This is a genomic window from Paractinoplanes abujensis (assembly GCF_014204895.1).
GTDB lineage: Bacteria > Actinomycetota > Actinomycetes > Mycobacteriales > Micromonosporaceae > Actinoplanes > Actinoplanes abujensis.
This window is the reverse complement of the sequence record NZ_JACHMF010000001.1, coordinates 1,563,261-1,589,835: the sequence shown is the minus strand read 5'-3', so window position 1 is coordinate 1,589,835 and position 26,575 is coordinate 1,563,261. Positions and strand designations below refer to the sequence as shown.

The 26,575-nt window shown below is 72.2% G+C and carries 32 protein-coding genes and 1 pseudogene; 22 read left to right on the top strand and 11 right to left on the bottom strand.

The annotated features are described in order from the left end of the window. The first annotated feature begins 229 nt into the window (after positions 1-229). Genes egtA through egtD form a run of 4 tightly spaced genes read left to right on the top strand, consistent with a single transcriptional unit; the run spans position 230 to position 4,429 of the window. Positions 230-1,444, top strand: coding sequence for an ergothioneine biosynthesis glutamate--cysteine ligase EgtA (gene egtA / locus BKA14_RS06705; RefSeq protein ID WP_184950042.1), 1,215 nt, complete (start codon positions 230-232; stop codon positions 1,442-1,444). After that, complete coding sequence (gene egtB, locus BKA14_RS06700) at positions 1,441-2,742, top strand: ergothioneine biosynthesis protein EgtB (RefSeq protein ID WP_184950041.1); 1,302 nt, start codon at positions 1,441-1,443, stop codon at positions 2,740-2,742. The genes egtA and egtB overlap by 4 nt, the downstream gene beginning before the upstream one ends. Beyond that, the gene (egtC, locus tag BKA14_RS06695) at positions 2,742-3,485 is read left to right on the top strand and encodes an ergothioneine biosynthesis protein EgtC (RefSeq protein ID WP_184950040.1); all 744 of its coding nucleotides are present in this window, start codon (positions 2,742-2,744) and stop codon (positions 3,483-3,485) included. The genes egtB and egtC overlap by 1 nt, the downstream gene beginning before the upstream one ends. After that, on the top strand, positions 3,482-4,429 hold the full coding sequence (gene egtD / locus BKA14_RS06690; RefSeq protein WP_184950039.1) for an L-histidine N(alpha)-methyltransferase: 948 nt from the start codon (positions 3,482-3,484) through the stop codon (positions 4,427-4,429). Before egtC ends, egtD begins: the two co-directional genes overlap by 4 nt. A 513-nt stretch (positions 4,430-4,942) precedes the next feature. On the opposite strand, the gene BKA14_RS06685 is transcribed toward egtD, so the two are convergent. Together BKA14_RS06685 and BKA14_RS06680 are read right to left on the bottom strand one after the other, a co-directional pair. After that, on the bottom strand, positions 4,943-5,380 hold the full coding sequence (locus BKA14_RS06685; protein ID WP_184950038.1) for a MerR family transcriptional regulator: 438 nt from the start codon (positions 5,378-5,380) through the stop codon (positions 4,943-4,945). 18 nt (positions 5,381-5,398) lie between these two features. Beyond that, positions 5,399-6,100 carry an alpha/beta fold hydrolase gene (locus tag BKA14_RS06680; protein WP_184950037.1) on the bottom strand — a complete coding sequence of 234 codons (702 nt, stop codon included), beginning with the start codon at positions 6,098-6,100 and terminating at the stop codon, positions 5,399-5,401. Between the two features lie 80 nt (positions 6,101-6,180). Here BKA14_RS06680 and BKA14_RS06675 point away from each other — a divergent pair, with 80 nt between their 5' ends. Further along, positions 6,181-6,768 (top strand): TetR/AcrR family transcriptional regulator, encoded by a 588-nt coding sequence (locus BKA14_RS06675; protein WP_184950036.1) that lies wholly within the window; start codon positions 6,181-6,183, stop codon positions 6,766-6,768. Here BKA14_RS06675 and BKA14_RS06670 read toward each other — a convergent pair. From BKA14_RS06670 to BKA14_RS06655, 4 genes are all read right to left on the bottom strand, one after another. Beyond that, entirely contained in the window at positions 6,711-7,154 is a 444-nt protein-coding gene (locus tag BKA14_RS06670) for an AAA family ATPase (RefSeq protein ID WP_184950035.1), read from the bottom strand. The genes BKA14_RS06675 and BKA14_RS06670 overlap by 58 nt on opposite strands. A gap of 26 nt (positions 7,155-7,180) precedes the next feature. After that, positions 7,181-8,050, bottom strand: a complete 870-nt coding sequence (locus tag BKA14_RS06665) for a PD40 domain-containing protein (RefSeq protein WP_184950034.1) — start codon at positions 8,048-8,050, stop codon at positions 7,181-7,183. A gap of 120 nt (positions 8,051-8,170) precedes the next feature. Continuing rightward, positions 8,171-8,626 carry a hypothetical protein gene (locus BKA14_RS06660; RefSeq protein WP_203721963.1) on the bottom strand — a complete coding sequence of 152 codons (456 nt, stop codon included), beginning with the start codon at positions 8,624-8,626 and terminating at the stop codon, positions 8,171-8,173. After that, on the bottom strand, positions 8,623-9,165 hold the full coding sequence (locus BKA14_RS06655; protein ID WP_184950032.1) for a ribonuclease FAU-1 family protein: 543 nt from the start codon (positions 9,163-9,165) through the stop codon (positions 8,623-8,625). The genes BKA14_RS06660 and BKA14_RS06655 overlap by 4 nt, the downstream gene beginning before the upstream one ends. Here BKA14_RS06655 and BKA14_RS06650 point away from each other — a divergent pair. Further along, positions 9,164-9,535: a hypothetical protein gene (locus tag BKA14_RS06650; RefSeq protein ID WP_184950031.1), complete on the top strand. Its 372-nt coding sequence runs from the start codon at positions 9,164-9,166 to the stop codon at positions 9,533-9,535. The genes BKA14_RS06655 and BKA14_RS06650 overlap by 2 nt on opposite strands. A 170-nt stretch (positions 9,536-9,705) precedes the next feature. Then, positions 9,706-10,437, top strand: coding sequence for a G5 domain-containing protein (locus BKA14_RS06645; RefSeq protein WP_239092427.1), 732 nt, complete (start codon positions 9,706-9,708; stop codon positions 10,435-10,437). Here the strand turns inward: BKA14_RS06645 and BKA14_RS06640 are convergent. Continuing rightward, entirely contained in the window at positions 10,434-10,832 is a 399-nt protein-coding gene (locus BKA14_RS06640; protein ID WP_184950030.1) for an HIT family protein, read from the bottom strand. The two genes, BKA14_RS06645 and BKA14_RS06640, sit on opposite strands and share 4 nt — an antisense overlap. A gap of 53 nt (positions 10,833-10,885) precedes the next feature. Between BKA14_RS06640 and BKA14_RS06635 the strand changes: the two genes are divergently transcribed. Beyond that, a complete protein-coding gene (locus BKA14_RS06635) occupies positions 10,886-12,310 on the top strand; it encodes a nitroreductase family protein (RefSeq protein ID WP_184956606.1) in 1,425 nt (474 codons plus the stop codon). Here the strand turns inward: BKA14_RS06635 and BKA14_RS06630 are convergent. Further along, positions 12,307-13,728 (bottom strand): GGDEF domain-containing protein, encoded by a 1,422-nt coding sequence (locus BKA14_RS06630; RefSeq protein ID WP_184950029.1) that lies wholly within the window; start codon positions 13,726-13,728, stop codon positions 12,307-12,309. The two genes, BKA14_RS06635 and BKA14_RS06630, sit on opposite strands and share 4 nt — an antisense overlap. A gap of 74 nt (positions 13,729-13,802) precedes the next feature. Here BKA14_RS06630 and BKA14_RS06625 point away from each other — a divergent pair, with 74 nt between their 5' ends. The 3 genes from BKA14_RS06625 (at position 13,803) to BKA14_RS06615 (ending at position 16,075) form a co-directional block, all read left to right on the top strand. Beyond that, positions 13,803-14,453 carry a class I SAM-dependent methyltransferase gene (locus BKA14_RS06625; protein ID WP_184950028.1) on the top strand — a complete coding sequence of 217 codons (651 nt, stop codon included), beginning with the start codon at positions 13,803-13,805 and terminating at the stop codon, positions 14,451-14,453. A gap of 38 nt (positions 14,454-14,491) precedes the next feature. Next, positions 14,492-15,208: a lytic polysaccharide monooxygenase gene (locus BKA14_RS06620; protein WP_184950027.1), complete on the top strand. Its 717-nt coding sequence runs from the start codon at positions 14,492-14,494 to the stop codon at positions 15,206-15,208. A gap of 66 nt (positions 15,209-15,274) precedes the next feature. Further along, positions 15,275-16,075, top strand: a complete 801-nt coding sequence (locus BKA14_RS06615; protein ID WP_184950026.1) for a substrate-binding domain-containing protein — start codon at positions 15,275-15,277, stop codon at positions 16,073-16,075. A gap of 38 nt (positions 16,076-16,113) precedes the next feature. Here the strand turns inward: BKA14_RS06615 and BKA14_RS06610 are convergent, their stop codons facing one another. Both BKA14_RS06610 and BKA14_RS06605 read right to left on the bottom strand, forming a co-directional pair. Further along, complete coding sequence (locus BKA14_RS06610; protein WP_184950025.1) at positions 16,114-16,275, bottom strand: hypothetical protein; 162 nt, start codon at positions 16,273-16,275, stop codon at positions 16,114-16,116. Between the two features lie 54 nt (positions 16,276-16,329). Further along, a complete protein-coding gene (locus tag BKA14_RS06605; RefSeq protein WP_184950024.1) occupies positions 16,330-17,094 on the bottom strand; it encodes an IclR family transcriptional regulator in 765 nt (254 codons plus the stop codon). Positions 17,095-17,161: 67 nt separating this feature from the next. Here BKA14_RS06605 and BKA14_RS06600 point away from each other — a divergent pair, with 67 nt between their 5' ends. From BKA14_RS06600 to BKA14_RS06590, 3 genes are read left to right on the top strand one after another with little or no spacing between them, the layout of a single operon-like run. Then, positions 17,162-17,956, top strand: a complete 795-nt coding sequence (locus tag BKA14_RS06600) for an isocitrate lyase/phosphoenolpyruvate mutase family protein (protein ID WP_184950023.1) — start codon at positions 17,162-17,164, stop codon at positions 17,954-17,956. Next, positions 17,953-18,579, top strand: a complete 627-nt coding sequence (locus tag BKA14_RS06595) for a maleylpyruvate isomerase N-terminal domain-containing protein (RefSeq protein ID WP_184950022.1) — start codon at positions 17,953-17,955, stop codon at positions 18,577-18,579. The genes BKA14_RS06600 and BKA14_RS06595 overlap by 4 nt, the downstream gene beginning before the upstream one ends. Positions 18,580-18,624: 45 nt before the next feature. Beyond that, entirely contained in the window at positions 18,625-19,362 is a 738-nt protein-coding gene (locus BKA14_RS06590) for a 3-keto-5-aminohexanoate cleavage protein (protein WP_239092428.1), read from the top strand. Between the two features lie 195 nt (positions 19,363-19,557). Here the strand turns inward: BKA14_RS06590 and BKA14_RS45495 are convergent. Further along, positions 19,558-19,851 (bottom strand): annotated as a pseudogene (locus BKA14_RS45495) (hypothetical protein); the annotation flags it as partial. 29 nt (positions 19,852-19,880) lie between these two features. On the opposite strand from BKA14_RS45495, the gene BKA14_RS06580 reads away from it, so the two are divergent. From BKA14_RS06580 to BKA14_RS06545, 8 genes are all read left to right on the top strand, one after another. Continuing rightward, a complete protein-coding gene (locus tag BKA14_RS06580) occupies positions 19,881-20,279 on the top strand; it encodes an MFS transporter (RefSeq protein WP_184950021.1) in 399 nt (132 codons plus the stop codon). Next, the gene (locus tag BKA14_RS06575) at positions 20,272-20,712 is read left to right on the top strand and encodes an SRPBCC family protein (RefSeq protein ID WP_184950020.1); all 441 of its coding nucleotides are present in this window, start codon (positions 20,272-20,274) and stop codon (positions 20,710-20,712) included. Before BKA14_RS06580 ends, BKA14_RS06575 begins: the two co-directional genes overlap by 8 nt. A 95-nt stretch (positions 20,713-20,807) precedes the next feature. Next, positions 20,808-21,179 carry a helix-turn-helix domain-containing protein gene (locus tag BKA14_RS06570; RefSeq protein WP_184950019.1) on the top strand — a complete coding sequence of 124 codons (372 nt, stop codon included), beginning with the start codon at positions 20,808-20,810 and terminating at the stop codon, positions 21,177-21,179. Between the two features lie 116 nt (positions 21,180-21,295). Beyond that, complete coding sequence (locus BKA14_RS06565) at positions 21,296-21,592, top strand: hypothetical protein (RefSeq protein WP_184950018.1); 297 nt, start codon at positions 21,296-21,298, stop codon at positions 21,590-21,592. A 93-nt stretch (positions 21,593-21,685) separates the two neighbouring features. Continuing rightward, positions 21,686-22,558 carry a class I SAM-dependent methyltransferase gene (locus tag BKA14_RS06560; protein ID WP_184950017.1) on the top strand — a complete coding sequence of 291 codons (873 nt, stop codon included), beginning with the start codon at positions 21,686-21,688 and terminating at the stop codon, positions 22,556-22,558. A 132-nt stretch (positions 22,559-22,690) separates the two neighbouring features. Then, complete coding sequence (locus BKA14_RS06555; protein ID WP_184950016.1) at positions 22,691-23,575, top strand: hypothetical protein; 885 nt, start codon at positions 22,691-22,693, stop codon at positions 23,573-23,575. Next, a complete protein-coding gene (locus tag BKA14_RS06550; RefSeq protein WP_184950015.1) occupies positions 23,572-24,750 on the top strand; it encodes a serine hydrolase domain-containing protein in 1,179 nt (392 codons plus the stop codon). Before BKA14_RS06555 ends, BKA14_RS06550 begins: the two co-directional genes overlap by 4 nt. A gap of 279 nt (positions 24,751-25,029) precedes the next feature. Continuing rightward, complete coding sequence (locus BKA14_RS06545) at positions 25,030-26,016, top strand: alpha/beta fold hydrolase (RefSeq protein ID WP_239092429.1); 987 nt, start codon at positions 25,030-25,032, stop codon at positions 26,014-26,016. Positions 26,017-26,575 lie beyond the last annotated feature (559 nt).

Here is a 26,575-nt window from a genome sequence, read left to right as displayed (position 1 = left end):
GTGTCCAGGAGAAGTTCAGGATCCTCGAAGCAGTACGGGACAAATTTCCGTTTACGCAGGTCAATGCGGTGGTGGTGAGTCCGGTCCGGCTTAAGTGCCCCTTAACGCCCGGCTCCCCCACGAGTGACTCAGATCACTGCAAGGCATCGTTGCTGCATGGCGCCTGTACACAGAGGACGCGTTGAGCGCCGTTCGAGAAAATGTCGTACCCCGGATCTAGTTTCGAGGCATGACCAAAAGCGTACGGTTGCTGACGGACGGTGAAGCCACCGCGGCCGTCCTGCGCACCCAGAGCGAGGTGGAGGCGCGGATTCGTGCCATCTGCTTCAAGACCGGCCCACCCGCGCTCATGGGCGCCGAACTCGAATGGACCCTGCACCACACCGTGGCGCCGTCGGCGCCGCTCACGGCCGGGAAACTGCGGCAGGCGCTCGGCCCGCACACCCCGGTCACCCTGAAGCCCCCGGGTGACCTCAGTCCACCGCAACCCCTCCCCGCCGGAAGCACGGTCACTGTCGAACCCGGCGGACAGGTGGAGATCTCCTCCGCCCCGGCCGCGACGCTCGCCGATCTGCACGCGGCGGTCAGCGCCGACACGGCCCACCTCACCGCCCTGCTCGGCTCGGCCGGCCTTACGCTGGGCCGGCACGGCATAGACCCGCATCGCGCGCCCCGGCGGCTGGTCCACACCCCGCGCTACGACGCGATGGAGCAGTCGTTCGACGCCCGCGGCCCCGACGGCCGGGTCATGATGAACAGCACAGCCGGGCTGCAGGCCTGCCTCGACGCGGGCCACGAAGCCGACCTGGCGCTGCGCTGGGCCACGGTCTCGGCGCTCGGGCCGCCGCTGCTGGCCGCGTTCGCCAACTCGCGGCGCCACGCCGGGCGCGACACCGGCTTCGCCTCGGCCCGCATGGCCACCTGGTGGGCGATGGACCCGCGCCTCACCCACCCGGTCGGCGTCTCCGACGACCCGGCCGGCGACTGGGTGCGTTACGCCCTGGCCGCGCCGCTCACCTGCGTGCGGCGCGACGGCGGCTGCTGGGCCACCCCGCCCGGCACGACGCTGGGCGACTGGGCCCGGGGCGCGCTGCCCCTGCCGCTCACCACCGACGACGTCGACTACCACCTCACCACCCTGTTCCCGCCGGTCCGCCCGCACGGCTATCTCGAGGTGCGCTACCTCGACGCCCAGCCCGCCGGCGACTGGTTCGCCCCGGTCGCCGTGCTGGCCACCCTGCTGGCCGACCCGGCCACCACCGCGGCCGCGCTCGACCTGGCCCAGCCGGTGGCCGACCGCTGGGAGGCGGCCTACCGCTGCGGTCTGCAGGACGCGGCCCTGCGCCGCGCCGCCACCGCCGTGCTCGACCTGGCCGCCCGCCGCCTCGAGCCCGGCCCGCTCCAGGCCGGCGTCCTCGACTCGATCGAACGGAAGTTGCGATGACCATCGAGACCGATCGGCTGCGCGAGCGCGTCGCGGCCGAGTTGCTGCGCACCCGTGACCGCACCGCCCTGCTGACCGAGGCCGTCGACGACGGCGATCTGATCCGGCAGCACTCGCCGCTCATGTCGCCGCTGGTGTGGGATCTGGCCCACGTCGGCAGCCAGGAGGAGCTGTGGCTGGTGCGCGACGTCGGCGGCCGCGACCCGCTGCGGCCCGACATCGACGAGCTCTACGACGCGTTCAAGCACGCCCGGCGCGACCGGGTGGCGCTGCCGCTGCTCACCCCGGCCGAGGCCCGGCGCTACGTGGCCGAGGTGCGCGACAAGGCCCTCGACGTGCTCGACCGGGCCCGCATCGACGGCGGCCGCCGGCTGGTGACCGACGGGTTCGCCTTCGGCATGATCATCCAGCACGAGCAGCAGCACGCCGAGACCATGCTGGCCACCCACCAGCTGCGGGTGGGTGCGCCGGTCCTGACGGCCCCCGAGCCGCCCGCGGCCCCGTCCTTCGTCGGCGGCGAGGTGCTCGTGCCCGGCGGGCCGTTCACGATGGGCACCGACACCGAGCCCTGGGCGCTCGACAACGAACGCCCGGCCCATCAGGTGCAGGTGCCCGCCTTCCACATCGACCGGGCCGCGGTCACCAACGCCGAGTACGCCGCGTTCATCGACGCCGGGGGCTACGACGACCCGCGGTGGTGGAGCGCGGCCGGATGGGAACACCGGCAGACGGCCGGGCTGGTCGCTCCCGCGCACTGGCAGCGCGACGGCGACGGCTGGGTGGCCACCACGTTCGGTCGCACGGCCCCGGTCGTACGGGAGGAACCGGTTGTCCACGTGTGCTTCTGGGAGGCGGAGGCGTACGCGAAGTGGGCCGGCAAGAGACTGCCGACCGAGGCCGAGTGGGAGAAGGCGGCGCGCTGGGACCCGGCGACCGGACGCTCACGCCGGTTCCCGTGGGGTGATGAGACACCCGAGCCGCGCCACGCCAACCTGGGGCAGCAGCACCTGCGTCCCGCCCCGGCCGGCGCCTACCCGGCGGGTGCGTCCCCGCTCGGGGTGCACCAGCTGATCGGCGACGTCTGGGAGTGGACGTCCAGCGACTTCCACGGCTATCCGGGCTTCTCCGCGTTCCCCTATCGCGAGTACTCGGAGGTCTTCTTCGGTCCCGACTACAAGGTGCTGCGCGGCGGCTCGTTCGGCACCGACCACAACGCGGCCCGGGGCACGTTCCGCAACTGGGACTATCCGATCCGGCGGCAGATCTTCAGCGGTTTCCGGCTGGCCCGCACCGCCTGATGTGCCGCCACCTGGCCTATCTGGGCCCGCCGATCCCGCTGTCGAGCCTGCTGTTCGAGCCCGCGCACTCGCTGGCCCACCAGTCGTGGGCGCCGGCCGACATGCGCGGCGGCGGCACGATCAACGCGGACGGATTCGGCGTGGGCTGGTACGCGCGTGGCGGCCCGGTGCGTTATCGCCGGGCCACCCCGCTGTGGAGCGACACCACTCTGCCCGGGCTCGCCCCCGTCACGTCGGCGGGGGCGATCCTGGCCGCCGTGCGCAGCGCCACCGTCGGCATGCCGGTCACCGAGCAGGCCGCGGCCCCGTTCGCCGAGGGGCCGTGGTTGTTCAGCCACAACGGCAAGGTCACCGGCTGGCCCGGCTCGATGGCCGAGCCGGCCGCCGCCCTGCCCCCGGTCGATCTGCTCACGCTCGACGCGCCCACCGACGCGGCGCTGCTGTGGGCCCTGGTCCGCCACCGGCTGCGCCACGGCGCCGGCCTGCGGGAGGCGATCGCGGGCACGATCGCCGAGGTGGCCGCGGCCGCCCCCGGTTCCCGGCTCAACCTGCTGCTCACCGACGGCGAGACCGTGGTGGCCAGCACGTACGGCCATGCCCTGTCCGTGCGCAAGCGGGCCGGCTCGGTGCTGATCAGTTCCGAGCCGCTCGACGACGACCCGTCCTGGCAGCCCGTGGCCGACCGCACCCTGGTGGTCGCCACGGCTGCCGACCTGCACCAGAGTCCGTTGGGAGAAGCATGAAGGTCCTTCTCGACGCCGATGTCCAGGAGAACGCTCTGCGCGCCGACGTGGTGGCCGGCCTGACCGCCGCCCGCAAGTGGCTGCCGCCCAAGTGGTTCTACGACGCCCGCGGCAGTGAGCTGTTCGAGCAGATCACCGAGCTGCCGGAGTACTACCCGACCCGCACCGAGCGCGCGATCCTCACCTCGTACGCCCCGGAAGTGGCCCGGCTGACCGGCGCGCGCACCCTGATCGAGCTGGGCGCCGGCTACTCGACCAAGACCCGGCTGCTGCTCCAGGCGCTGCCGCTCACCGCGTTCGTCCCCGTCGACGTCTCACCATCGGCCCTGGCGGCCGCGGCCGAGCAGATCGGGGCCGACTTCCCGGCCCTGCGCGTGCACCCGATCGTCGGCGACTTCACCCGGCACCTGGGCGCGGTGCCCGACACCCCCGGCCGGCTCGTGGCGTTCCTCGGCGGCACGATCGGCAACTTCGAGCCGGCCGCCCGGGCCCGCTTCTTCGCCGACCTGCGCGCGGTGCTGCGCCCCGGCGAGCACCTGCTGCTCGGCACCGACCTGGTGAAGAGCCCCCGCGAACTGGTGCCCGCCTACGACGACGCGGCCGGGGTGACCGCGGAGTTCAACAAGAACGTGCTGCGCGTGCTCAACCGCCACCTGGACGCCGATTTCGACGTCGACGGGTTCGCCCACGTGGCCCTCTGGGACGCCGCGGAGGAGTGGATCGAGATGCGGCTGCGGGCCCGGTGGCCCATGCGTGTCACGATTCCCGCCGTCGGCCTGGTCGTCGAGTTCGCCCCGGGCGAGGAGATCCGCACCGAGATCTCGGCCAAGTTCCGCCGGGAGGGTGTCGAGAAGGAACTGTCCGAGGCCGGCTTCGCGCTCGACCAGTGGTGGACCGACGACGGCGGCCGGTTCGCGCTGTCCCTGGCCCGCGCGGTGGCTTGAGCCATCCACTGCGCCAGCTCCGCCGCGATCTCGGCGGGCCGGTCCTCGGGCAGGAAGTGCAGGCCCTCCCCCACGTTGCGGATGCGGAGGCGCGGGGCGGCCCGCCGCACCTCCTCGACCCGGTCGGCGGTCAGGATCGCGCCCGCCCTCGTCGAACTCCTCCCACGAGGCGAGCGGCCGCAGATGCCCCTCGGTGACGGCGACACCCCGCACGCGGCCGGGGTGGGTGGAGGGTATTCGACGGCCAGCCCCGCACCCCAGCCGTGCCCGGCCAGCCAGAAAGGCCCGTCCAAGCCGTCGAGCACCCGGGTCAGGTGACGGCGGTGGTCCGCCCAGTCGTACGCGATCGCCGGCCCGGCCCCACCGGTGTCCGTCAGGTGCAGCAAGCTCGTCATCGGCGGACCGTAGCCGACCCGGATGACCGGCAGGTGACTTCCCGGCACGTCACCGTGGGCCGGGCCGGTCCTGCGGCGGCCGATCCGAACGGCCGGCTCCCGTAGCGGACCGGCGAGCCTATGTGCTGGGGTGACTCGAGCCGTTGACGGCCGGCAAGGGGCAGTCGGGACAAGTGCAGTTGGTCAGGCTGTCGCATCGGGCGTCGACCACTTGAGTGAGCGTGGCGCGGATGGCGGTCAGATCGGCGATCCTCCGGTCGATCTCGGCGATCTTGTCGGTGGCGCGGGCGCGCAGGTCCGGGGCCGGGTAAGGGCGGCGGCCCGCGGCGAGCAGGGCAGCCACCTCGGCGAGCGTGAAACCGAGGCGCTGGGCGGCCTTGATGACGGTGAGCAGGTGGACGGTGCCGGGCGGGTAGAGACGGTGGCCGCCGTTCGAGCGGGCGGGCGTGGCCAGCAGGCCCTGGCGTTCGTAGTAGCGCAGGGTCTGGATGTTGACGCCGGCTCGGGCGGCCACCTCGCCGGTGCGCAACGAGCCGGGCGGCGCGTCGGGAGTCATCCGTCGACGGTAGACCCGTCAGGCCACCTTGAGCAGCAGCGCGGCCAGGTCGGCGGGGACGGTGAGCATGCAGTCGTGGCCGCTGCGCAGCTCCCACACCTGCGCCCGGGGGTCGTCGACGGGCCGCCGGGTGATGCCGTCGGGCTCGAAGCCGACGCAGTGGATGTGGGTGCGGGCGATCCCCGCGGCGGCCGGGTTGTCCAGCCGTACGGGTTGCTCGTAGGCGCGGATCGGCTCGTCGACCAGGGTGGAGCGCAGCCAGGCGATGTCGTCGGGGTCGGTGACGCCGAACAGGCCGTGCGGCGCGGGCAGTTCGGGCAGCGGCGGCACCCGATCGGGTGTGCCCGACTGCGCGGCCGAGTCGACCAGCACCCGGGTGATCGGCATGACGTCGAGGGCGGTCTCGCCGTGCACGGGCACCATCGCGTCGAGGTAGATCAGGTGACTGATCCGTTCCGGCACGTCGTTGGCCACGGAACTGATGACCAGGCCGGCGTAGCTGTGGCCGACCAGCACCACGTCGGTCAGGTCCTCCTCGACCAGCAGCCGTACGACGTCGGCGACGTACGTCTCCAGGCCCGCGCGCGGGTCGAACTGATCGCCGTGGCCGGTCAGGGTGGGGGCGAGCACGCGATGGCCGGCCGTGGTGAGCAGCGGGGTCACCCGGTGCCAGGCCTGGCCGTTGTGCCACGCGCCGTGCACGAGTACGTACGTCGTCATCGGATATCCTCCTCAAGTGGGACGCTGTCCCGCTTGACGATACGGGACGGTGTCCCGCTTAGCTGCGGTGAGGTGATGTGGTGAGCGACACGGCTTCGCGGCCGAAACGGGCCGACGCCCGGCGCAATCAAGAGGCGCTGCTGGGCGCGGCCGCGACGATCTTCGTACGCTCGGGGGTGGAGGCGCCGATCCGCGACATCGCGGCCGAGGCCGGGGTCGGCACGGCCACGATCTACCGGCACTTCCCGACCCGCGCCGACCTGATCGTGGCCGTCTACCGCCACCAGGTCGAAACGCTCGCCGCGGCCGGCCCGGCACTGCTCGGGAGCAGCCCCACCCCGTACGAGGCCCTGCAGCAGTGGATCGATCTGCTGGTCGACTTCGTGGTCACCAAGCTCGGCCTGGCCCGGGTGCTGCAGTCCGACGACCCCTGCTACGACCCGCTGCACTCGTACTTCCTGGAAAGGCTGGAACCCGTCTGCGCCCGGCTGCTCACGGCGGCCGCCGACGCCGGGCAGATCCGGCCCGGACAGGACGCGGCCGAACTCATGTACGGCGTCGGCGGGCTCTGCGCTGGCAGCAATCCGCGCTACGACGCCCGGCGCCTGGTTCAGCTGCTGGTGGCCGGGCTGGCGAACTCCCGCAGCACGTCGAGTCCGGGCGCGTAACCATCGGTGGTGTCCACGTCGAGCGTCGGCACGTCAACCCGTACGAGATCAAAGGTATGGTCCCGCGGTGGCTGGCCCCGCTCGGCGATGCGCCGGTCCAGCGCACCCATAGCGGCACCGCAGCGCAGAATGCGCACATCGCCGTGGCGCAGCAGAGGTTCCAACCCGCGCGCCCAGGCCGGATGCTGGAAAGCCGCCTCCGCCACGAGGGACACGTTGCTGGTGAGGTAAAGGCGGATCGCGGCGAAGAAGACGTCGTACGTCCGGAGCATGTCGGGCGGAGACATGCCGGCGTGGATCTCGTCGCGGTGCAGCGCCGGCCACCCGAGGTCGCGGGACAGCCGGCGCGCGAGGGTGGACTTGCCGGCCCCGGGCGGCCCGGTCACGACAAGCAGGACGGGCGGCGCGGTGGTCAGCGCCAGCTCGTCGGGACGCCGTCGACGCCCAGGCTGCGCCCGGTGTCGCCGCGGGACCGGGCCGGACGCAACCACACCTGCGGGCCGGTGGCCCCCGCGGCCTGGCGGCCGAACGCGAGCACCCGGTTGTCGGGCGACCAGATCGGGCTCGACTCGACGACCGTGGGCGTGCCGGTCAGGTTGGTCGTGGCGCCGCTGCGCACGTCGATCGACCACAAGTCACCCAGAGCTTCGGCGGCGAGGGTGCGGCCGTCGGGGCTCCACGCGATCCGGTACGGATCCCACGCCTCCGCGCGGCTGGTGAGGCGGCGGGCGACGTTCGAGCCGTCGGCGCGGGCGATCCAGATGTCGCGGGCGTAGATCGGGTCCCACGGTTCACCGCCGACGGTCCACGACAGCACGACCGCCACGTGCCGCCCGTCGGGCGACCAGTCGAAGGTGAGCGAACCGCCGTCGGAGCCCGTGTAGACCGGGCGGCCGGCCGGGGCGGCGACCGCGCCCGCCATGATGTTGCCCGACTCGAAGCCGATCTCGGTGCCGTCAGGCGACCAGCGCGGGAAGGCCGGCGCCGACGGTCCGTCGATGACCCACCGGCGGTCGGTGCCGTCGGCCTTGACCGTGTAGACGCTGTACTGCTCGGCGAACGTGACGCGCTTGCCGTCGGGCGAGAAGTCGGGATGCCCGTACGCCGGAATGGCCAGGTTGAGGCTGCGCACGTCACCGCCGCGGGCGCGCACGCTGAAGACCCCCTGCCCGCCCTCGTCGACCGCAAGGATGCGGCCGCCGGGGGACGCCGCGTGGGCCGGCGCCGCCTCGACGAGCACGACTGCCAGCGAGAGCATCAGAATTCCGGGGACGAGGCGCATGGCGAACCCCCACTCTCCAACAAGGACGTGCGCTCACGGTAGCCGAGAACCGCCGTCGGCGAGACCCCGCCGGACGCCGGAGTGTGCACATAGGCGTAAACGTTTTGGTTCTTTCGTACCTCAGGCCAGGTCGCGCGCCAGACGGTCCAGTCCGTCGCGGATCAGGCGGCCGTAGTCGTCGTCGCCGAGCGCGCCGATCGTGGCCCGCGCCTGCGCCAGATGCTCGCGGGCCCGGTCGAGGTGGCCGAGCCTGCGACAGCAGTCGGCCAGGTTGAGGTGCAGCGACGGATACAGCCCGGCCACCGTCAGCGGGACCCCGGCCGCGGCCACCCGTTCGTCGGTCAGCCGCCCGGCCGCGTCCAGCGCGCGCAACTCCCACTCCAGCTCCCGCTCGGGGTCGTCCTGCACGTCGGACATCGAGTGAGCGAGCACGCACACGTGCAGCGGGTCTCCCCGCTCACCGCCGATCTCCGCCCAGATCCCCGCGAACATCTCCCGCGCGGCATCCGGCCGCCCGCGGCCGTGGTGCATCTCGACGGCCTGCCCGATCCGGGCCAGCACGGCGTCCTCGTTCACCCGGCCCCCCGTTCCAGACCGTCGAGCAGCTCCCATCCGCGTTCCCGCCACGGCTTCGCGGGCCCCCGGAGCTCCTCGGCGCACGCCTGCGCCGTGGCCCGCGCGAGCTCGCCGTCGTCCGCGGTCATCCAGCCGCGCAGCAGCGACTCCTCGTACTCGTCCCAGTCCTCTATCTCGACCCGCCCGTCCGCGAGGTGCAGCACCGGGTCGAGCTCCAGATCCACATATCGCCAGCCGTCCTCGACGGGCTCGGGTGGCAGGCACACGTCGATCTCGAGCCGCCGGTCGCCCGGATCACCGACCCACCACGCCGCCCAGGGCCGCCCCTCGGCCAGCCACACCACGACGGGCATCGCCGACGTTCCCCGATCGTGCGGCGCCACCCACGGCGACCCGGCCGGCCCCGCGAGCCAGGCGCCCTCCGCATCCTCGGCCACGGTCCGCAGCTCGAACAAGTGGACCCCACCCGGACGCTTGATCTTCCACAGACGCACCGGCGGACCATAGCCCTTCACGGCGCGGTCTACAGTCACGGTCATGACAACCACCGACGTGACCAGCCGGGCGTCGGCGCCCACCCGGGGCCCCGGGCCGATCGCGGTCGTGCAGCTCTACGTCGTCGCGGCGTACGTGGCCGCCGCCGTCGTGCCCTACCTGTGGGCGCCGCGGGCCGACCCGCCCACCTGGCTGTGGATCGTGCCGGGCTGGCTGCTGGGGGTGCCGGGCTTCTTCATCACACTGCTCGGCGCGCCGTTCATGATCGCGCTCGTCGCCCTCTCGGTCGTGCCGCTCGTGCTGCGCCGCGGTGCTTCCCGGTGGAGCCTCGCCGCCACCGTGCTCACCTGTGCCGTCGCGGCTTTCATGCTCACCCCGCTGGGCGGCACGATCGCCCTGTTCGTCGCGGACTGACCCTCGTCGTCCACGAGCTCGGCCGGATCAGGCCGGCCACGTCGTCGCGCGCGGGTCCTCCGTTACGCGGTGCCGCCGGCAAAGAGGCGTCGACGGTTCGGCTCTTTCGGCCAGGGTCGTCGGCCGAAGCGCCGACGCGCGGGGGCAAACGGGACGTCCAGACTGGCGCGGTGACGTATCAGACACCGCACCGGCCCGGCTTCTGGCAACGGCTCACCCTCCGGCAACGCGTGGGCCTGATCGCGGCCGCGCTGGCGCTCCCCTGCCTCGGAGGCGTGGCCGCGGTCGGCGTGGTCGCGAGCGGCGGCAACAGCAGCAGCGACAGCCCGGAGACCGACCGGCTCGCGGCCGACGTGCAGCCGGTCGAGACGGCAACGACGGCGACCGCCACGGCGCCGCCGGGCCCCACGGCGGAGCAGACGGCCGCGGCCACGGTGACGGATCCGGCGGCGACCGGCACGGATCCGGCCGCGGCGCCGGCGACCACCGCGGCCGGCACCACCAAGAAGACCATGACCGTCGACACCAAGATTCCGTTCCCCACCCGCAAGGTCTCCGACGACTCCCTGGCCGAGGGCAAGACCCGCGTACGGACCAAGGGTGTGCCGGGCGTGCGCACGGTGACCTGGCAGATCACCTACACCAACGGCGAGCCGAGCAAGCGGCGCATGGTCAAGTCCGTCGTCAAGCGCCGGCCCGTCGCGCAGGTGATCGCCGTCGGGGTCAAGGCCGAGAGCGAATGCGACCCGAACTACAGCGGGTGCGTGCCGATCGCCAGTGACGTGGACTGCGCGGGCGGCAGCGGGAACGGACCCGCCTACGTGAAGGGCCCGGTCGACGTCATCGGCGACGACATCTACGACCTGGACCGCGACGGCGACGGCGTGGCCTGCGACAGCTAGCTGCCCAAAGCGGCCTGGATCCGCTTGAGGTCCTCGTCCAGCCGCGCGGCGGGCACGTCGGCGTCGGCGCGGGCGAAGTCGAAGTCGGCCATCTCGTACGCGGGGAAGACGTGCACGTGGGCGTGCGGGACCTCGAAACCGGCGATCACCAGGCCGACCCGGGGCGACCCGTACGCCCGCTTGAGCGCCCCGCCGATCGTGTGGCTGACCGCCATCACGTGGGCGGCGAGGTCGGCCGGCATCCGGGTCCAGTCGTCGATCTCCTCGCGCGGCACGACCAGCGTGTGCCCGGCGGTGAGCGGCGCGATGGTCAGGAACGCGGCCACCCGGTCGTCGGACCAGACGAAGCGCCCCGGCAGGTCGCCGTTGATGATCTGCGTGAAGATGCTGGCCATGACCGTCCTCGCCTAGTTTTGTCGTACCCGGATGGCAGAGTAGCGCTGTGGACATGGAAACCGGCGCCGGCCTGCTGCACCGCCTCACGTCCTATTCGGGTGACCGCGAGTGGGACGTCCCCGCCGACGACCCCCGCGTGCGGCACGACCTGAGACCGAACGATCCCGAGACCTCCCCGCCGCAGGTCAAGGGTTATCCCGACGGCCTGCCGGTCACGCCGCTGCCGCGCGAGTGGCCCGACCCGGGCGTGGCGGCCGCCGACGTGCTGTCCGGCCACGCCCCGCCCGCCCAGCCGCTGGACGCCGCCCACCTCGGCCGGGTGCTGTTCCTCGGGGCCGGCGTGGTGCGCACGATGACCCGTGACGGGCGCTCGATGCTGTTCCGCGCGGCCGGCTCGGCCGGGGCCCGCTTCCCGCTCGAGGTCTACGCGGTGACCCGTGCGGTCGAGGGGGTCGACGACGGCGTGCACTGGTACGACCCGGTGGCGCACGCCCTCGTGCGGATCGGCCCGCCCACCGAGGGCGACACCACCACCCTCGTCGTCACCGGCGTGCCGTGGCGCACCGGCTGGCGTTACGCCGAGCGCGGCTTCCGCCACCTCTACTGGGACGCGGGCACCCTGCTGGCCCAGCTGGAGGCGGCCGCCGCCGCGTTCGGCCCGCGCTTGCGCACGGTGTTCCCTGACGCCCAGGTCACCGCGCTGGTCGGCGCGGACGGGGTGCACGAGTTCCCGCTCGCGCTGCTCACCCTGGGCGACGGCGCGCCGGCCGTCGTCTCGACCGGCCCGGCCACCCCCGGCGACCTCCCACCGATCGAGTTTCCCCTGGTCACGCAGGCGCAGCGGGCCGGCGACCAGGCCGGCCCGGGCGGTCCGTGGCCGACCGGCGACCCCGTCGAGGCCGTCGTCGAGAGCGACACTCTCGATGCCGTGATCCGCCGCCGGGGCTCGCAGCGCCGCATGGACCGCACGAAGACCCTCCCCCGTGAGTCGCTGACCTGGCCCATGGCGGCCGCGCTGCGTGGCGTCGAGATCCCGCACTGGGTGGCCGTGCACGGCGTCGACGGCGTCGCGCCCGGCATCTACCGCTGGCCCGATCTGGAGCATCCGATCGTGCCCGGCGATCTTCGGTCCGAGCTGGAACGCGTCTCGCTGGGCCAGTCGTTGTCGGCCGAGGCGGCGTACGTGGTGATAGCGGCCGCGCCCGGCGCCGGCCTGGACGACCGCTCCTACCGCACGGCCCAGCTCGCCGCCGGTCTCGTCGAGGGCCGCCTGCACCTGGCCGCGTACGCGGTCGGGGCCGGCGCCACCGGCATGACCTTCCTCGACTCCGAGGTGCCCGCGCTGCTGCACGAGCCCGAAGACCTGGTGACGCTGCTGTTCACCTGCGTCGGCGTGCCCGAATACAAGTCCAAGGCGGGCGGCAGCCCCGGCGACCCCGTCACCGTGCGCCGGGTGATGCCACGCGTGGTCGACTAGGCGGCCGCACGGTCCTGCTCGAACGACTCCTGCCAGACGGCCCAGCGGGTCTGCGGTCCCAGCCGCTTGGCGCGATACATGGCCAGGTCGGCCCGGTGCACGATCACGTCGTGGGTCAGCTCGCCCGGGCCCGACACGGCGATGCCGATGCCGGCCGCCAGCGGCATCAGCCGGCCCTCGACCACCACCGGGGCCAGGGCCGAGGCGAGCGCGCCGGCCACGTCGTAGGCCTGCTCGGCGAAGTCGAGGTCGGGCAGCACCACCGCGAACTCGTCGCCGCCGAGCCGGCACGGCAGCCCCCACGACGGCACGCCGGCCCGCAGCGCCTTGGCGAACTCGACCAGCACGAGGTCGCCCGACTTGTGCCCGAGAGTGTCGTTGACCTCCTTGAAGCCGTTGAGGTCGATCACCAGCACGGCGCTGAGCCGGCCGGTCCGCTCGCCCCGGGCCAGCGCGCGGTGCGAGGTCTCGCGGAAGCGGGCCCGGTTGGCCAGGCCGGTCAGCTCGTCGGTGACCGCGCGCTCGTCGCTCTCACGCTGCACGATGGCCTGCCGGGTCAGCACGATCACGCTGATCGTGGCGCCGCCCAGGGCCAAGCCGCCCCACGGGAACAGGGCGCCCTGTTGAACAGCGGCCAGCAGCATCAGCCCGTGCGCGACGGCCACGGCCGCGTACGGCAGGTACCGCACGGGCGCGAAGGGGCGGCGGACGACGGGTCGCCGCTGTTCGACCGCCGCCGCCACGAGCAGGGCGTCGGCGGTGAGCCAGACGAGGAACTGCCACGGGGAGAGCTGCGAGGTCGCGCCGTGGACGGCGTCACCGGCGAACAGGACCAGCGCGCCCGCCGCGAGCGGGCGCAGCGCCCCTTCGGCCCGGCGCAGCAGCGCGCGGGAGACGCTGAACAGCAGGGCCAGGTCGACGACGGGGAGCAGCATCGCCTCGCTGGTCCAGCCGTGCCGGTCCACGTACGGGCCGATGGCGAGGAACCACAGCAGCATGAAACCGCCGACCAGCACGACTGCCGCGTCCAGCCCGGTCTTCCAGCGTTCCCGCCGGCTCGCGGGGGCCAGCGGGAACAGCTGCAGGGCGATTACCAGGGCGCCGACGAACGCGACGTGGCTGACGTCGTCGAGCACCGGCGACGTGGTGAACAACGCGATCACCGGTGTCACCGCCAGCACCGCGAAGCTCACCGCGACCGCGCGCCATGCCTGCCGTGCCCGCGAGGTCACGTCACGGGCGGCGAGCAGGGCGGCGACGAGACCGGCCACCCCGAACAGGGCCCGGCCGATCTCGGCCACCGCGCCGAACGCGCCGCCGCCGACGCTCAGCGCGACCCCGGCCGCGACGAGCACGGCGGCGTAGAGCAACGCCAGTCCCCGCTGGGCGCCGGATGCTCGTCGAGGCAGTGTCCGCACGATCGCAGACGATCGGTCGCGCGCGACGCTACTTGAGGATCGGGACGGGGCCTGCGAGCCTCTAGAGTGTCGCGGTGAATCAGCCCGTACGTGATGCCTATTCGTCCCTGTCCGAGCAGTACATCGGCCTGTTCGACGGCGACTGGAAGACCGGCGACGAGGCGGCCCTGATCCGGCGCCACCTCACCGGCCTCGACGGTCCCGTGCTCGATCTGGGGTGCGGCCCCGGTCACTGGTCCGCCGCCCTGCACGCGCAGGGGGCCGACGTGACCGGCGTCGACATGGTGCCCGAGTTCATCGAGCACGCGCAGGTGACCTTCCCCGGCCCGCGGTTCCGGCTCGGCTCCATGACCGAGGTCGACGTGGCGGACCACTCGGTGGCGGGTGTCCTCTCCTGGTATTCGACGATTCACCTGCCGCCGCGGGAGCTGGACGGGGTGCTGGCCGGGTTCCGCCGGCTGCTGGCTCCGGGCGGGCGGCTCGTGATCGGCTTCTTCGACAGCGACGACGAGGTGGCCGCCTTCGATCATGCGGTCGTCACCGCGTACCGGTGGCCGGTGGACACCTTCTCGGCCCGGCTCGCGAAGGCCGGCTTCACCGAACTCGAACGCCTGCAACATCAGTTCCCGGAGCGGCCCGACCGCAGATACGCGGCGCTCGCGGCGACCACGTCTTCGGAAGATGAAGGAACTGTTGACAAAGTTAACTGTATTGACGTTCGCTGATGGGACGAAGCTCCGCGTATCCCCCGAAGGGAGCGACAATGAGCCTGAGAAGAAGACTGGCCCTGCTGGTCGCGGCCGTCCTCACCGCTCCGCTGATCGCTGTCATTGCCCCCGCGAGCCCGGCCAGCGCCCATGGCTGGATCACCAGTCCCCCGAGCCGTCAGGACCAGTGCGCCACCGGCGCGGTCGCCAACTGCGGTTCCATCCAGTACGAGCCCCAGAGCGTCGAGGCGCCCAAGGGGTCGACCAGCTGCAGCGGCGGCAGCTCGTACACGGTGCTCAACGACGACAACAAGGGCTGGCGGGTCACCCCGGTCGGCAGCTCGACGGCGTTCACCTGGCGCAACACGGCCATGCACCGCACGCTCAATTGGCAGTACTACGTGGACGGCCGGCTGCACCAGACGTTCACCAACGGCAACGCCCAGCCGCCGCAGGTGCTCAGCCACCAGCTGACCGGTCTGCCCGGCGGGCGGCACAAGATCCTGGCCGTCTGGAACATCTTCGACACCCCGATGGCGTTCTACTCCTGCGTCGACGTCACCGTGAGCGGCGGCGGCACCAACCCGCCGACCACACCGCCGACGAACCCGCCCACCACCTGCGGGGCGGCGTGGAACGCGTCGGCCGTCTACACGGGCGGCATGAACGTCTCGCACAAGGGCCGGGCCTACACCGCGCGCTACTGGACGCAGGGCGAGGAGCCCGGCACCACCGGCGAGTGGGGCGCCTGGCAGGACAAGGGCGCCTGCTGACCCCCGTACGCACGCCGCCGCCCGGCCCGCCCCCACGGGCCGGGCGGCCCCCGGGAACGGAGATCGATGACCTTTCGCCGCGTCACCCTCGTCGTCGTCCTCAGCCTGGCGGCGTGCTCCGGTCCGGCCGCCGCGCCCGCTCCCACCGTTCCCACCGGACATCGCCACGAGCACAGCGCCGGTCCCGCACCGTCGGGCGCGCCCCGGGGCACCGTCGTCGTGCACGCCGCCGACCCCCTGCGTGACACCCTGACCCAGCTCGTTCCCAAGTTCGAGGAGGCGTTCCCCGGCACCGAGGTGTCCGTCGACTACGGCGCCGGCCTCGAGCACGCGCAGCACATCCTGCACGGCATGCCCGTCGACGTGTTCCTCTCGTCCGACGAGGCCGCCACCACCATGGTCACCGCCGCGCACGACCGTGGCACCCCCACCGTCGTCGCCCGCAACCCGATCGTCATCGCCCTGCCCCCCACCGGCGACCGGATCCGCGCGATCGGCGACCTGCGCGACGCCACGGTCGCCCTGTGCGCCGAAACCACCCCGTGCGGCCGCGGCAGCCGGGCCGCCCTCGACGCGGCCGCCGTCGACGTGCGGCACCCCTCCGTCGAAGCCGACGCCTCCACCGCGCTGGCCCGGGTCCGTACGGGTGCCGCCGACGCGGCCCTGACCTACCGCACGGACGTGGTGGCCGCGGGCGGCGACCTCCGGTCGGTCGACTTCGAGCAGGCCACCGGGCTGGCCGACCGCTACACGGCGATCCGCCCCAGCACCGGTGGCAACCCCGTGACCGCCGACGCCTTCGTCACGTTCCTCAGCTCAGCCCTGGCCCGGCACATCTTCGCCGACGCCGGCCTCTCCCCCGCCTGAGCACCTCACCCACCGCGACCCGGCACGCGGTCCCGCGCCTACGGGTGCGTCAATTGCCGCTTCCCGGTGGTCACGATGTCGGCGACAGCGAGGGGAACCATCACGGCGATTCCGATCACCGCCTTGACCCACCAGGGGGCGTCGATGAAGAAGCCGGCCACCAGAAGACCGAGGAACACCAGGAGATAGACGACGCGCACTCTTGTGACCGTGATCAGAAGCCTGGAGGCCGGGGAGTCGACGTGGTCTGCCGTTCAGGGCTTCCAGCCGAGCTGGGCCGAGACCCGGGCCGCGCCGGCCAGGAGTTGCTCGGTGACTGCGGGGTCGGCGCCCGGGTGAAAACGCTGGGCCGGGCCGGCCACGCTGATCACGGCGGCGATCCGGCCGTCGTGGTTGAAGATGGGGGCGGCTATCGAGGAGGCCGCCGGCTGGCGTTCGCCGTGGGAGGTGGCGTAGCCCTGCTCGCGGATGCGGGTCAGTTCGCGGCGCAGCTGGGCCGGGTCGACGATCGTGTGTTCGGTCAGGGCCTCCAGGCGGCCGCGGTCGAGGTAGCCGTCGAGGTCGAAGGCCAGAAACGTCTTGGACGACGCGCCGGCGTGCAGCGGGAACGGGACGCCCATGGTCACCTCCAGGCGCAGCTCCTGGTCGGGCACGACCTGGTCGACGTACAGGCGGGTGTCGCCGCGCCGCAGGGAGAGCGTCGCCGTCTCGCCGGTGCGCCCGCTCAGATATTTGAGCTCCGGAGCCGCCATTTCCCGTACGTCGGCCCGCGTCAGATAGGCCCGGCCGAGCGCGACGGCGGCGTGGCCCAGCGCGTACCGGCGGCTCTGCGGGTCCAACGTGATCAGCTCGCGGTTGCGCAGCGCGGTCAGGATGCGGTGCACGGCGGCCTTGGTCAGCCCGAGCGTGGCCGCGATCTCGGTGACGCCCAGGTCGGCCCGTTCGGTGCGGCCGAACAGCAGCAGCACGTCCATCGCTCGCTCGACCGCCGCCACGGATCTCGACCGGGTCTCCTCCATAAAGATGATCGTAAATGTCCTGGGCGGGCTGTCGGTGGGCGGGCGGCCTCGCGTTGAATACACGGTCATGAACGCTTTCCGAGACCTGCTGTCGGCCGGGCGCGTGACCCATGTGCCGGGCGTGTTCGACCCGTTGAGCGCGACGCTCGCCGTGCACGCCGGCCACCGCGCGGTGTATTTCGCGAAGGCGGCCGTGGCCTCGGTGATGATGGGCCGCCCGGACGTCGGCTTCGTGCCGGCCACACAACTCGCCGACCGCGCGGCCACGCTCGGCCCGGTGCTCGGTGGCACGCCGTTGCTGGCCGACGCGGGCTCGGGTTTCGAGACCGAGCAGGGCGCGGTGTGGACGGCGCTGTCCTATCAGCGGGCCGGCATCGCGGGCGTGGTCGTCACCGGCATGGTCGCCGAGCTGCGGGCCCAGGTGCCCGACCTCGCCGTCGTGGCCCGGACCAACGCGTACGCGGCGGGCGGGCTGGACGCCGTGGTCGAGGACTGCCGCAGGTTCGCCGAGCTGGGCGCCGACGCCGTGCTCCCGGCCGGAGTGGGCACGCACGGCGAGTTGTCGCTGCTGCAGGCCACGCTGCCCGGCGTGCCGCTGGTGCTGTCCCGGTCCGAGGCGGCCACGACCCCGCCGTTGCTGCCCGACGCCCGGCTGGCCGCCCTCGGCGTACGGCTCGTGCTGCACCCGCTGGCTGCCCTGCTGGCCGCGGCCCGTTCGGCGTCGCAGGCCTACCGGGCCATCCTGGCGGACGGTACGGCCGACACGGTCGAGCGCATGCCGTGGGCCGCGTTCACCGCGCTGGCCCCGCCGCCCGAGCCCGCGTCGCTCCCGGTCCCCGTCCCCACGAACCTCGACACGTGAAGCAGGCGTTTCTCGGCACCGCCGCGGCCGTCTCCGGGCTGCTGCACTGCGCCGAGCTGACCGGCCGGTGGCAGCAGCCCAGCGCGCTGCCGTCGTTCCGGGTCAGCGGCCTGGCCGGGCATCTGGCCCGCGCGGTCTTCAACGTCGAGCGCTGGCTGGAGACCCCATCGGAGTACGGCGGCACCCCGATCGATGCCGTCGCCTACTACCTGGCCGGCGCCGCACCCGCGCCCGACCTGGGCGACACCGTGCCGGCCCGGATCCGCGAGACGGGTGAGCAGGAGGCCGCCGCCGGCCCGGCCGCCCTGGCCGCTGCCTTCGACGCCGCCCGCGCCCGCCTCGGCACGCTGCTGCCCACGCTGCCGCCCGACCGCCCGGTGCAGGTGTTCGCCCACGTCATGCCGCTGGAGCAGTGCCTGCTGACCCGGCTCGTCGAGCTCACGGTGCACCTGGACGACCTGGCCGTCAGCCTCGACCGGCCCACTCCCCCGGTCCCGCCCGCGGCCGCCGACGCGGTGACCGTCTGCCTGGCCCGCCTCTCCGCGGCGCGGCACGGCTTCCTCCCGGTGCTCCGCACGCTGTCCCGGCGCGAACGCGTCGAAGGCCCGATCGCGGCGTTCTGAGCCCAGGACAGGCCCCAGGATGCGCGCGGTCACTAGGTTGGGCGGATGACCATGTTGCAGGTGACGCCGAACGGGCCGTGGGGCAAGGACGCGCATCCGACGATGCCGGTCACGCCGGACGAGGTGCTCGCCGACCTGACCGAATGTTTCGCGGCCGGGGCGACCGGAGTCCACCTGCATGTACGCGACGAATCCGGCGGCGAGACGCTCGACCCGGCGGTCGTGAACGAGATGTGCCGGCGGGTGCGCGAGGTCGCGTACGGCGACCTTGAAGTCGGCCTGACCACGGGCGCCTGGATCGTGCCCGATCTGGCCGACCGGATCGCGATGATCCGCGAGTGGGAGGGGGTCGACGTGGCCACGGTGAACCTCTCGGAGGAGGGGTTCGAGCAGGTCATGGCGGCGATGCTCGACGTCGGCATCGGCATCGACGTGGGTCTGTGGTCACCCCGGGAGGTGCCGGCGCTGCTGGCCTCGGGTCTGCTGCCGCATGCCGTACGGGTCAGCATCGAACTGGATCCCGGCGAGCCGTACTTCCTGACCGGCCCGCCCGAGGCCACGGCCGAGCAGGTAAACCTGCTGCTCGACGAGGCCGGTGCGACGTGCCCCCGGCTGACCCACGGCATGAACGACTGGACGTGGCCCCTGGTCCGCGACGCGTTCCGCCGCGGCCACGCCACTCGCGTCGGCTTCGAGGACTCGGTGCTGCTGCCCGACGGCACCCCCGCCACGACCAACGCCGACCTCGTGCGGGCGGCGGTCGCCCTGCGGGCCCACGGCTGACCGCGTCACCGGCCGGGCAGGGCGTCGCTGACCTCGCACTGGTGCGGGGAGCCGGCCGTGCCTGATGGCAGGCGGTTGCTCAGGCAGGCCAGCACCAGGCGGCGCGACGGGTCGGCCCAGGCACGCGGCCGAGCGGTTGTGGCCGAACGTGTGGTGGTCGCTGAGCCGGCCGGACGGCAGGGCCCGGCCGTCGGAGCCGCCCAGGTGGAAGCCCTGAATCCAGCGGATCGTCCGCCCGAGAACGCGGTCGGTCTCGCCCTCACTGGACGGACGGCACGCCTCAGCCACCGTGTCCGACGACAGCACGCCACCACCGGAGTCGAGCGGAGCCTGATAGAAGCGGGCCAGGTCGCGGGCGGTGCTCGAGACGGTCGCGGCAGGAATCACGGCCCGGCGCACCGCGGGCCGAGCCACCTCACCGAGCAGGAAGCCGTAGCTGAGCACGTGACAGCCGGGCCGGAACCGGGCGCCCGGTGTGGACGCGCGGCGGCCAGGGCCCGTACGGAACGGTCCAGCTCGTGGTCCAGATCGGCCTCGGTCTCTCGATCTCCGGGTTTCTCGGGGTCGTCCTGGCGCTGCCGCTCGGCCGCCTCGCCGACCGGATCGGCGGCCACAAGGCCTGGGTCGCCGGCTCGGCCGTGGGTGGGGTCGCGTTCCTGCTCTATCCGCTGGTCGGCGCGTTCTGGTCGTTCGTGGTCGTGCTGGGGATCCAGGCGCTGACCGATGCCGGGCGTTCGGTCTACACCGCCGCGGCCGTGCCCCCGGAGGTGCGCGTACGGACCATGGCGTTCGTCCGGGCCTACCTCAACGGGGGGTTCACCGTCGGGGCCGGTCTGGGCGCGGGCCTGGGTCGGCCGCACCCCGCGACCGGTCGACGCGTAAGGCCCGTGCGCATGTTGAGATGTGCTCATGATTAGTCGTGTGGTGAGTGCCGGGCGCGCGATCGCCGCCCCGGCCGGCGAGATCTTCGAGCTGATCGCCGATCCGGCGCAGCAGCCCCGCTGGGACGGCAACGACAACCTGGCCGAGGCGGTGGCGGGCGGCCGGGTACGCGCCGTCGGCGATGTCTTCGCCATGAAGCTCACTTCCGGAGCCGTACGGGAAAATCATGTCGTCGAGTTCAGCGAGGGGCGGCTGATCGCGTGGCGGCCCAGCGAGCCCGGCGGCACCCCGCCCGGTCACCTGTGGCGCTGGGAGATCGAGGAGTCGGAGCCGGGCACGTCGTGGGTGACGCACACGTACGACTGGACCGACCTGACCGACGAGAAGAGGTTCCCCCGGGCCGAGGCGACGACGACCGACAAGCTCCGGGCCTCCGTCGACCGGCTGGCCGAGCTGGTCGAGGGCTGACTGTCCGGGACCGTCCGGATTTGCGGACGGGTCGCCCGGGTGTGCCCACAATGAACGCCGTCGCGGACCGACTGGGGGAAGGAAACGCGATGGACATGGATGAGAGGCATGCCGGGCTCGTGGCCGAGTTGCGGGCGCTCCGTGCGGAGGCCGGGCTCACGCTGCGCGAACTCAGTTTGCAGGTGCACGTCAGCGACTCGTCGTTGTCCCGGTATTTCGCCGGGCAGGCGCTGCCGCCGTGGGAGGTGGTGGCGACGCTGACCGACCTGGGCGGCGGGAACCACGCCGAGCTGCGGCGGCTGTGGGACGGGGCGCAGCGGGAACGGCGGCAGGCGCGATGGCCTGCCACCGGCGCCCCGGACGTCACCGCCGTCGTCGCCGCCGAGCGCCGATTGGCACCCGTCGTCGGGATCTGCGCGCTGATCGCGGCGTCCGGGGCGGTCGGCTGGGCCCTCGGGCGGCGCTGACCTCCCGGGAAGTTCCCGAGAAGCGTTGCCGCTGGTCGCAGCGTTGCGGCCGGCGGCACGCTGGGATCACGCCCCCTCTTCCGGCGGGCGGAACCGAGATAACGGGGGTTTCAGTCATGAACCGCATCACGCGTCGCGCTCTGATCGTTCTGGGCACGGGGGCCGCCGTCGCGGGGGCCGCGCTGCTGGGCGCCGGAGTGGGTGGGTCCGCCCTGGCCGGCAAGGGCGTGACCGCTGGGGAGTCGAGCGTGGCCGGCACCAACTGGGACACCACGGCAGGTGGGCCCAACTGGCGGCACAGCACGGTGAACGTGGCCGGTCCGGCCTGGGAGCACTTCGATGTGACCGATCCCGCCGTCGGCACCGGCTGGGCGGGGCCGACATGGGCCGGGCCGACGGTGGTCGAGGCCTGAGGGGTCATCTCGGAAAGGCGGCTCAGATCACATTTCCATTGCCGCCCGTAGATGTCTCACCCATCGAGAAGTCCCGTGCCCTACGGTGATCCGATGGCGACGGACGAATGGACGCGGTGGCTGTTGGCGCGTCGCGACGGCGGCAATGCCGAGCTGCGCGCACAACACGCCACCGACCTCCAGGTCTTCCGCGACGAGGTGCTCGACCGGGCCGCCCTCACGCCCAGCGACACGCTGCTCGACGTGGGCTCCGGAACGGGTCTGATCGCTTTCGGGGCCCTCGAGCGGCTCGGCCCCGGCGGGCACGTCATCTTCAGCGACGTCTCGGAGCCGGGGCTCGAGGAATGCCGCAAGAACGCAGGTGACGACCCCCGGTGCTCATTCGTGCATGCGGCGGCCGAGGACCTGTCGGCGATTCCCGATGCGTCGGTCGACGTCGTCACGACCCGTTCCGTGCTCATTTACTGCGACCACAAGGCGACCGCTTTCCGCGAATTCTTCCGCGTGCTCAAACCGGGCGGCCGCCTGTCCATCTTCGAGCCGGTCAACCGCTTCCTGCTCGAGCACCGGCCGGACAGCCTGTTCGGGCTGCGCGATCCCGAGGTCGCCGACCTGCTGGCCAAGGTGGTCGCGGTGTATCGCGACGGCGCCCGGCGCGGCGAGAACCCGATGACCGATTTCGACGAACGGGACCTGCTGCGCTGGGCGGCCGAGGCGGGGTTCGACGGCATCGAGGTCGACTACCGGGCCCAGCTGGACGTGCCGGCCGAGCCCATCGGCGACTGGGCGGCCCGCAAGGCCATCTCCCCCAATCCGCTCGCGCCGACCTACGGCGAGGCGATGGAAGCGGCTCTGACGGCGGAGGAGTACGACCGGCTCGACACGCGGATGACGCAACTTGCCCAGTCAGGTACGCCTACGCGGCGTACGCTCGCGACTGCTTACCTCCGCGCCCTGCACCCCTGACAGCCAGGGAAAATCTACGCTGAGCATTCATGCAGTCACGGTACGTGCGTGCGTTATGCCCGAAGGCCTAGCCTGCGAGTACTACGCACGTGCGCACTTGAAGGTCGCCGGAATCCAAGCAGAATCACCTGCATGACGTACGGCAAGAAGGATCTGCCCTACCCCTACTGCGCGGACTTCTCGGGCATCGTCACCCGGGTCAAGGGGGTGCGCGAGTCGACGCGTGCCGCCCTGGTCAACTCGCTCAAGGTGGCGTCGTACCTGAAAGCCGGCGCCAACCTGATCGAGCGCAACCTCGGTGCCCAGCGGCCCGCGACCGCGACCGGTGACGGCCGCAAGCAGTACTGGTCGGGCCTGAGCTTCCTGACCGAGCGCGCGCTGTCGGCCGAGGTCGAAGAGCTCGAGCTGCCGTTCCTGCGGCAGAAGGGCGCCGGCCCCTACCGGTCGACGTGGGCCAGCCACGACGACTACCTCAACGACCTGCTCGCGTTCATGCTGCACGCCATCAACTACGACCCGCAGTACGGGGCCGACGTGGAGACGCGCGGTGACTGGCTGGCCACCGACGACAGTCTGGTCGACGCCGTGGACCGGTCCAGTTACCACGAGTTGATGGCCCTTTGCCGGATGCCCCTGTTCAAGTTGCAGCTCATCATGGTGGCAACCGCCCACCGCAACGACGGCATCCGTGGCGCCATCGCGAACAACTACGCCGGCGCGCTCGAACCGTGGATGAAGATCTACGAGGAGACGATCGCCGCGCGGGGCTACCAGCTTCGCCCTGGCATCACGATCCAGGAGTTCACCAACCTCCTGGCCGCCGTCACGGAGGGTCTCGCGGTGCGGCACCTCGGCGACCCGAGCGCGGACATCGCCGACCAGGGCCCGGTCGAGAATCTCGTGGGCAAGGGGGTCCTCGGGATCATGGCGGCCTATCTCGAGCCCATCAAGAACCCGACCGGTTTGACATTGCGCGAAGTGTTCGAACGGTCGGCCGAAAACGGGGGACCCTCATGACAAGTACGACGGACCGCCCCGCCGCCTACCGGGAACCGTCCTGGTGGGACAAGCAGGGCGATCTGATCATGCGCCGGCCGTTCAACGAGTGGACCTTCACCCACATGAACTGGCTGATGCCGACCGAGCGCGTCGCCCGCGGCGCCACCCACCTGCCGCTCCCCGTCGACAACCAGCCGCTGGATGTCACGTACCGGTTCGAGAACCGCGACTACACCCTGGCCGAACTGCACCGCCGCACCTTCACCACCGCGTTCGTGGTGCTGCACCGCGGGACGATCGTGCACGAGACCTACCCCGGGGCGTTCAGCGGCCCGCGCTCGCGCATGCAGCTGTTCTCGCTGTCCAAGTCGGTGACGTCGATCCTGGTCGGCATCGCGCTCGACGAGGGCCTGATCGGCAGCGAGAAGGACCAGATCACCGACTACCGGCCCGACTTCCTCGGCACCGCGTACGAGGGAAACACGATCGCCGAACTGCTCGACATGACCACCGGCGTCGGCGACCTCGAGACCTGGGAGGTGCCCGACAGCGGCATCAAGCAGTTCGAGCAGACGATCATGGGTGGCGGAGACATCGCCGACGTGGTCCGTGCGGCAACACGGACCGCGCCGGCGGGGGAACGGTTCAACTACTCCACGTTCGACACCCAGATGCTGGGGTGGGTCCTCGAAGCCGCGACGGGACAGAGTCTGGCCACCTACGCATCGGAACGGCTCTGGCAGAAACTCGGGTGCGACCGCGACGCCTACTACTGGCTGACCCGTGGACGGCCCCGCACCGCGATCGGGGGCGGCTCCCTCAACGCGACAGCCCGCGACGTGGCCCGGGTCGGCCTGCTGATGGCCGGCGACGGTGTCGTGGGCGGCGAGCAGATCGTGCCTCAAGACTGGGTGCGCCGCAGTCGCGGCAACGACAAACCGCAGCTCGCGGTGGGTGCACTCGGCCCCAGCGGCTACGACCACTACGGATACGCCAACCAGTGGTGGACCCTCGGCGGCGACCACTTCGACGCGTTCACCGGTCTCGGTGTGCACGGCCAATACCTCTACGTCGACCCGGACGCCGAGGTCGTCATCGTCAAGTGCAGCGCCTGGCCCACCCAGGACGACGCGCGCCGCGACGCCGAGACCGTCGCCGCCCTGCGCCGCGTGGCCGACCACTTCGCCCGCTGAGACCCCTCCCCCGCAGTTCCCCTTTCCACCGGCAGCATCCTCTTGCCCGGACCTGGCCCGCCCATGGCCAGGTCCGGCGCTTTTCCCTCCTCGCGTGACCCCGCCGCGCGCCACACTCAGCTCCGAAAGGCACCGTTGATGAACCCTGCCCTGAAAAGGCACCCCGTCGTGGTATTTCTGGCGGCCGCCACGGCAATTGTTCTCGCCATTTCCGCAGCACTTTTGCCGGGTTCGCCGGCACGCGCGGCCCAGCTCGCGGGCACCGTTCTGTCCACGTCCGTGGCCACTCTTCCGGCCGAATTGGCGCCGCTCGCCAACGGCAAACGCATCTCCTATCTGTCGACCAATGTGAACGCCATTCCCATCACCGCGACCGGCCTGATCCTCACCCCCAAGACCGGCAAGAACAACAAGATCGTGGTGTGGGGGCACGGCACGACCGGGCTGGCCGACCAGTGCGCCCCCTCGGCCAGCCAATCGGTGTTCTGGCCCGAGGCGCGGGCCGCGATCGCCGAACTGCTGCGGCGCGGCTGGACGGTCGCCGCACCCGACTACCCCGGCCTGGGCACGGCGCTGGCCCACCCGTACCTGGTCGGCGCGAGCGCGGCCCGCTCCATGATCGACAGCGCCAAGGCGGCCAAGAACCTCGACGCCACACTGGGCACGCAGTACGTGATCGACGGCCACTCCCAGGGCGGGCAGGGCGCCCTGTTCGCCGACGAGATCGCCCCCTCGTACGACGGGAACTTGACCTTGAAGGGCGTCGCGGCGATCGCCCCCGTCTCCAACGCCGACCTGTTCGCGCCGCTCATCCCCGGCACCGCGGCGCAGGGCTACCTGGTGATGGCCCTCTACGGGCTGCAGGCGGTCGACCCCACCGTGGTGCCGTCGCTGATCCTGGCCCCGCCGGCCCGCGCCAAGACCGGGGTGCTGCAGAGCGGTTGCCTGTACGAGATCCTCGACGCCTACGCCGACTTGACCGCGTCGCAGCTGCTGGTCGGCGGTGCGTTGCCGCAGTCGGTGGTGACCAAGCTGTCCCGGTACGCGAACCCGGCCCAGAAGGCCCCCAGCGCCCCGATCCTGCTGGTCCAGGGCACAGCCGACGAGGCGGTCCCGTACGTGATCACCGCCGGCCCGCTGCTGACCCAACTGAGCGCCTACAGCCAGCCGGTCCAGTTAGTAGAACTGGACGGAGCCTCCCACGACGGCGCGGTCTTCGAGAGCACGACGCTGGTCGCCAACTGGATCGCGGCCCGCTTCACCTGAGCCGGCTCACCGAAAGACCGACCACGAACCACACCGGCCACTCCGATGCCGGCCGGGGCCACTTCCCGGTCGACCCGGACCCACTCCTCGGCCGGCCCGGACCCTCTCCCCGGCCGGCTCGGACGACCCGCTCGACGGCAGAGCCACTGCCGCCGGGCGGGGACGGCCTGTTTCACCGGCAGGGCCGCTGCCACCGAACGGGCCAAGCCGGTGACGGCGTCTCACGTGCAACGACCCCACACGCGGGACGCCGTCACCAGCTACGCCATCACCCGCCCACCTACCCGCAAGCCCCGGCGTTCACCGCTCACCGATTGCATGACCCCGGCGTTCGTTGCTCGATGACTGCGCGACCCGGACGCTCGTTGCTCGCCGACTATGCGAGCACGGCACCTGTTGCTCACCGACCGCGCGACACCGTCGTTCACTGCTCGCCGACTGCACCAAACCGGCGCTCGTTGCTCCCCGACCGCGCGATGCCGTCGTTCATTGCGCGCCGACTGCACGAGCCTGACGCCGAACGCCTACCAACTGCCTGAACCCGGCGGCCGCTGCGCAC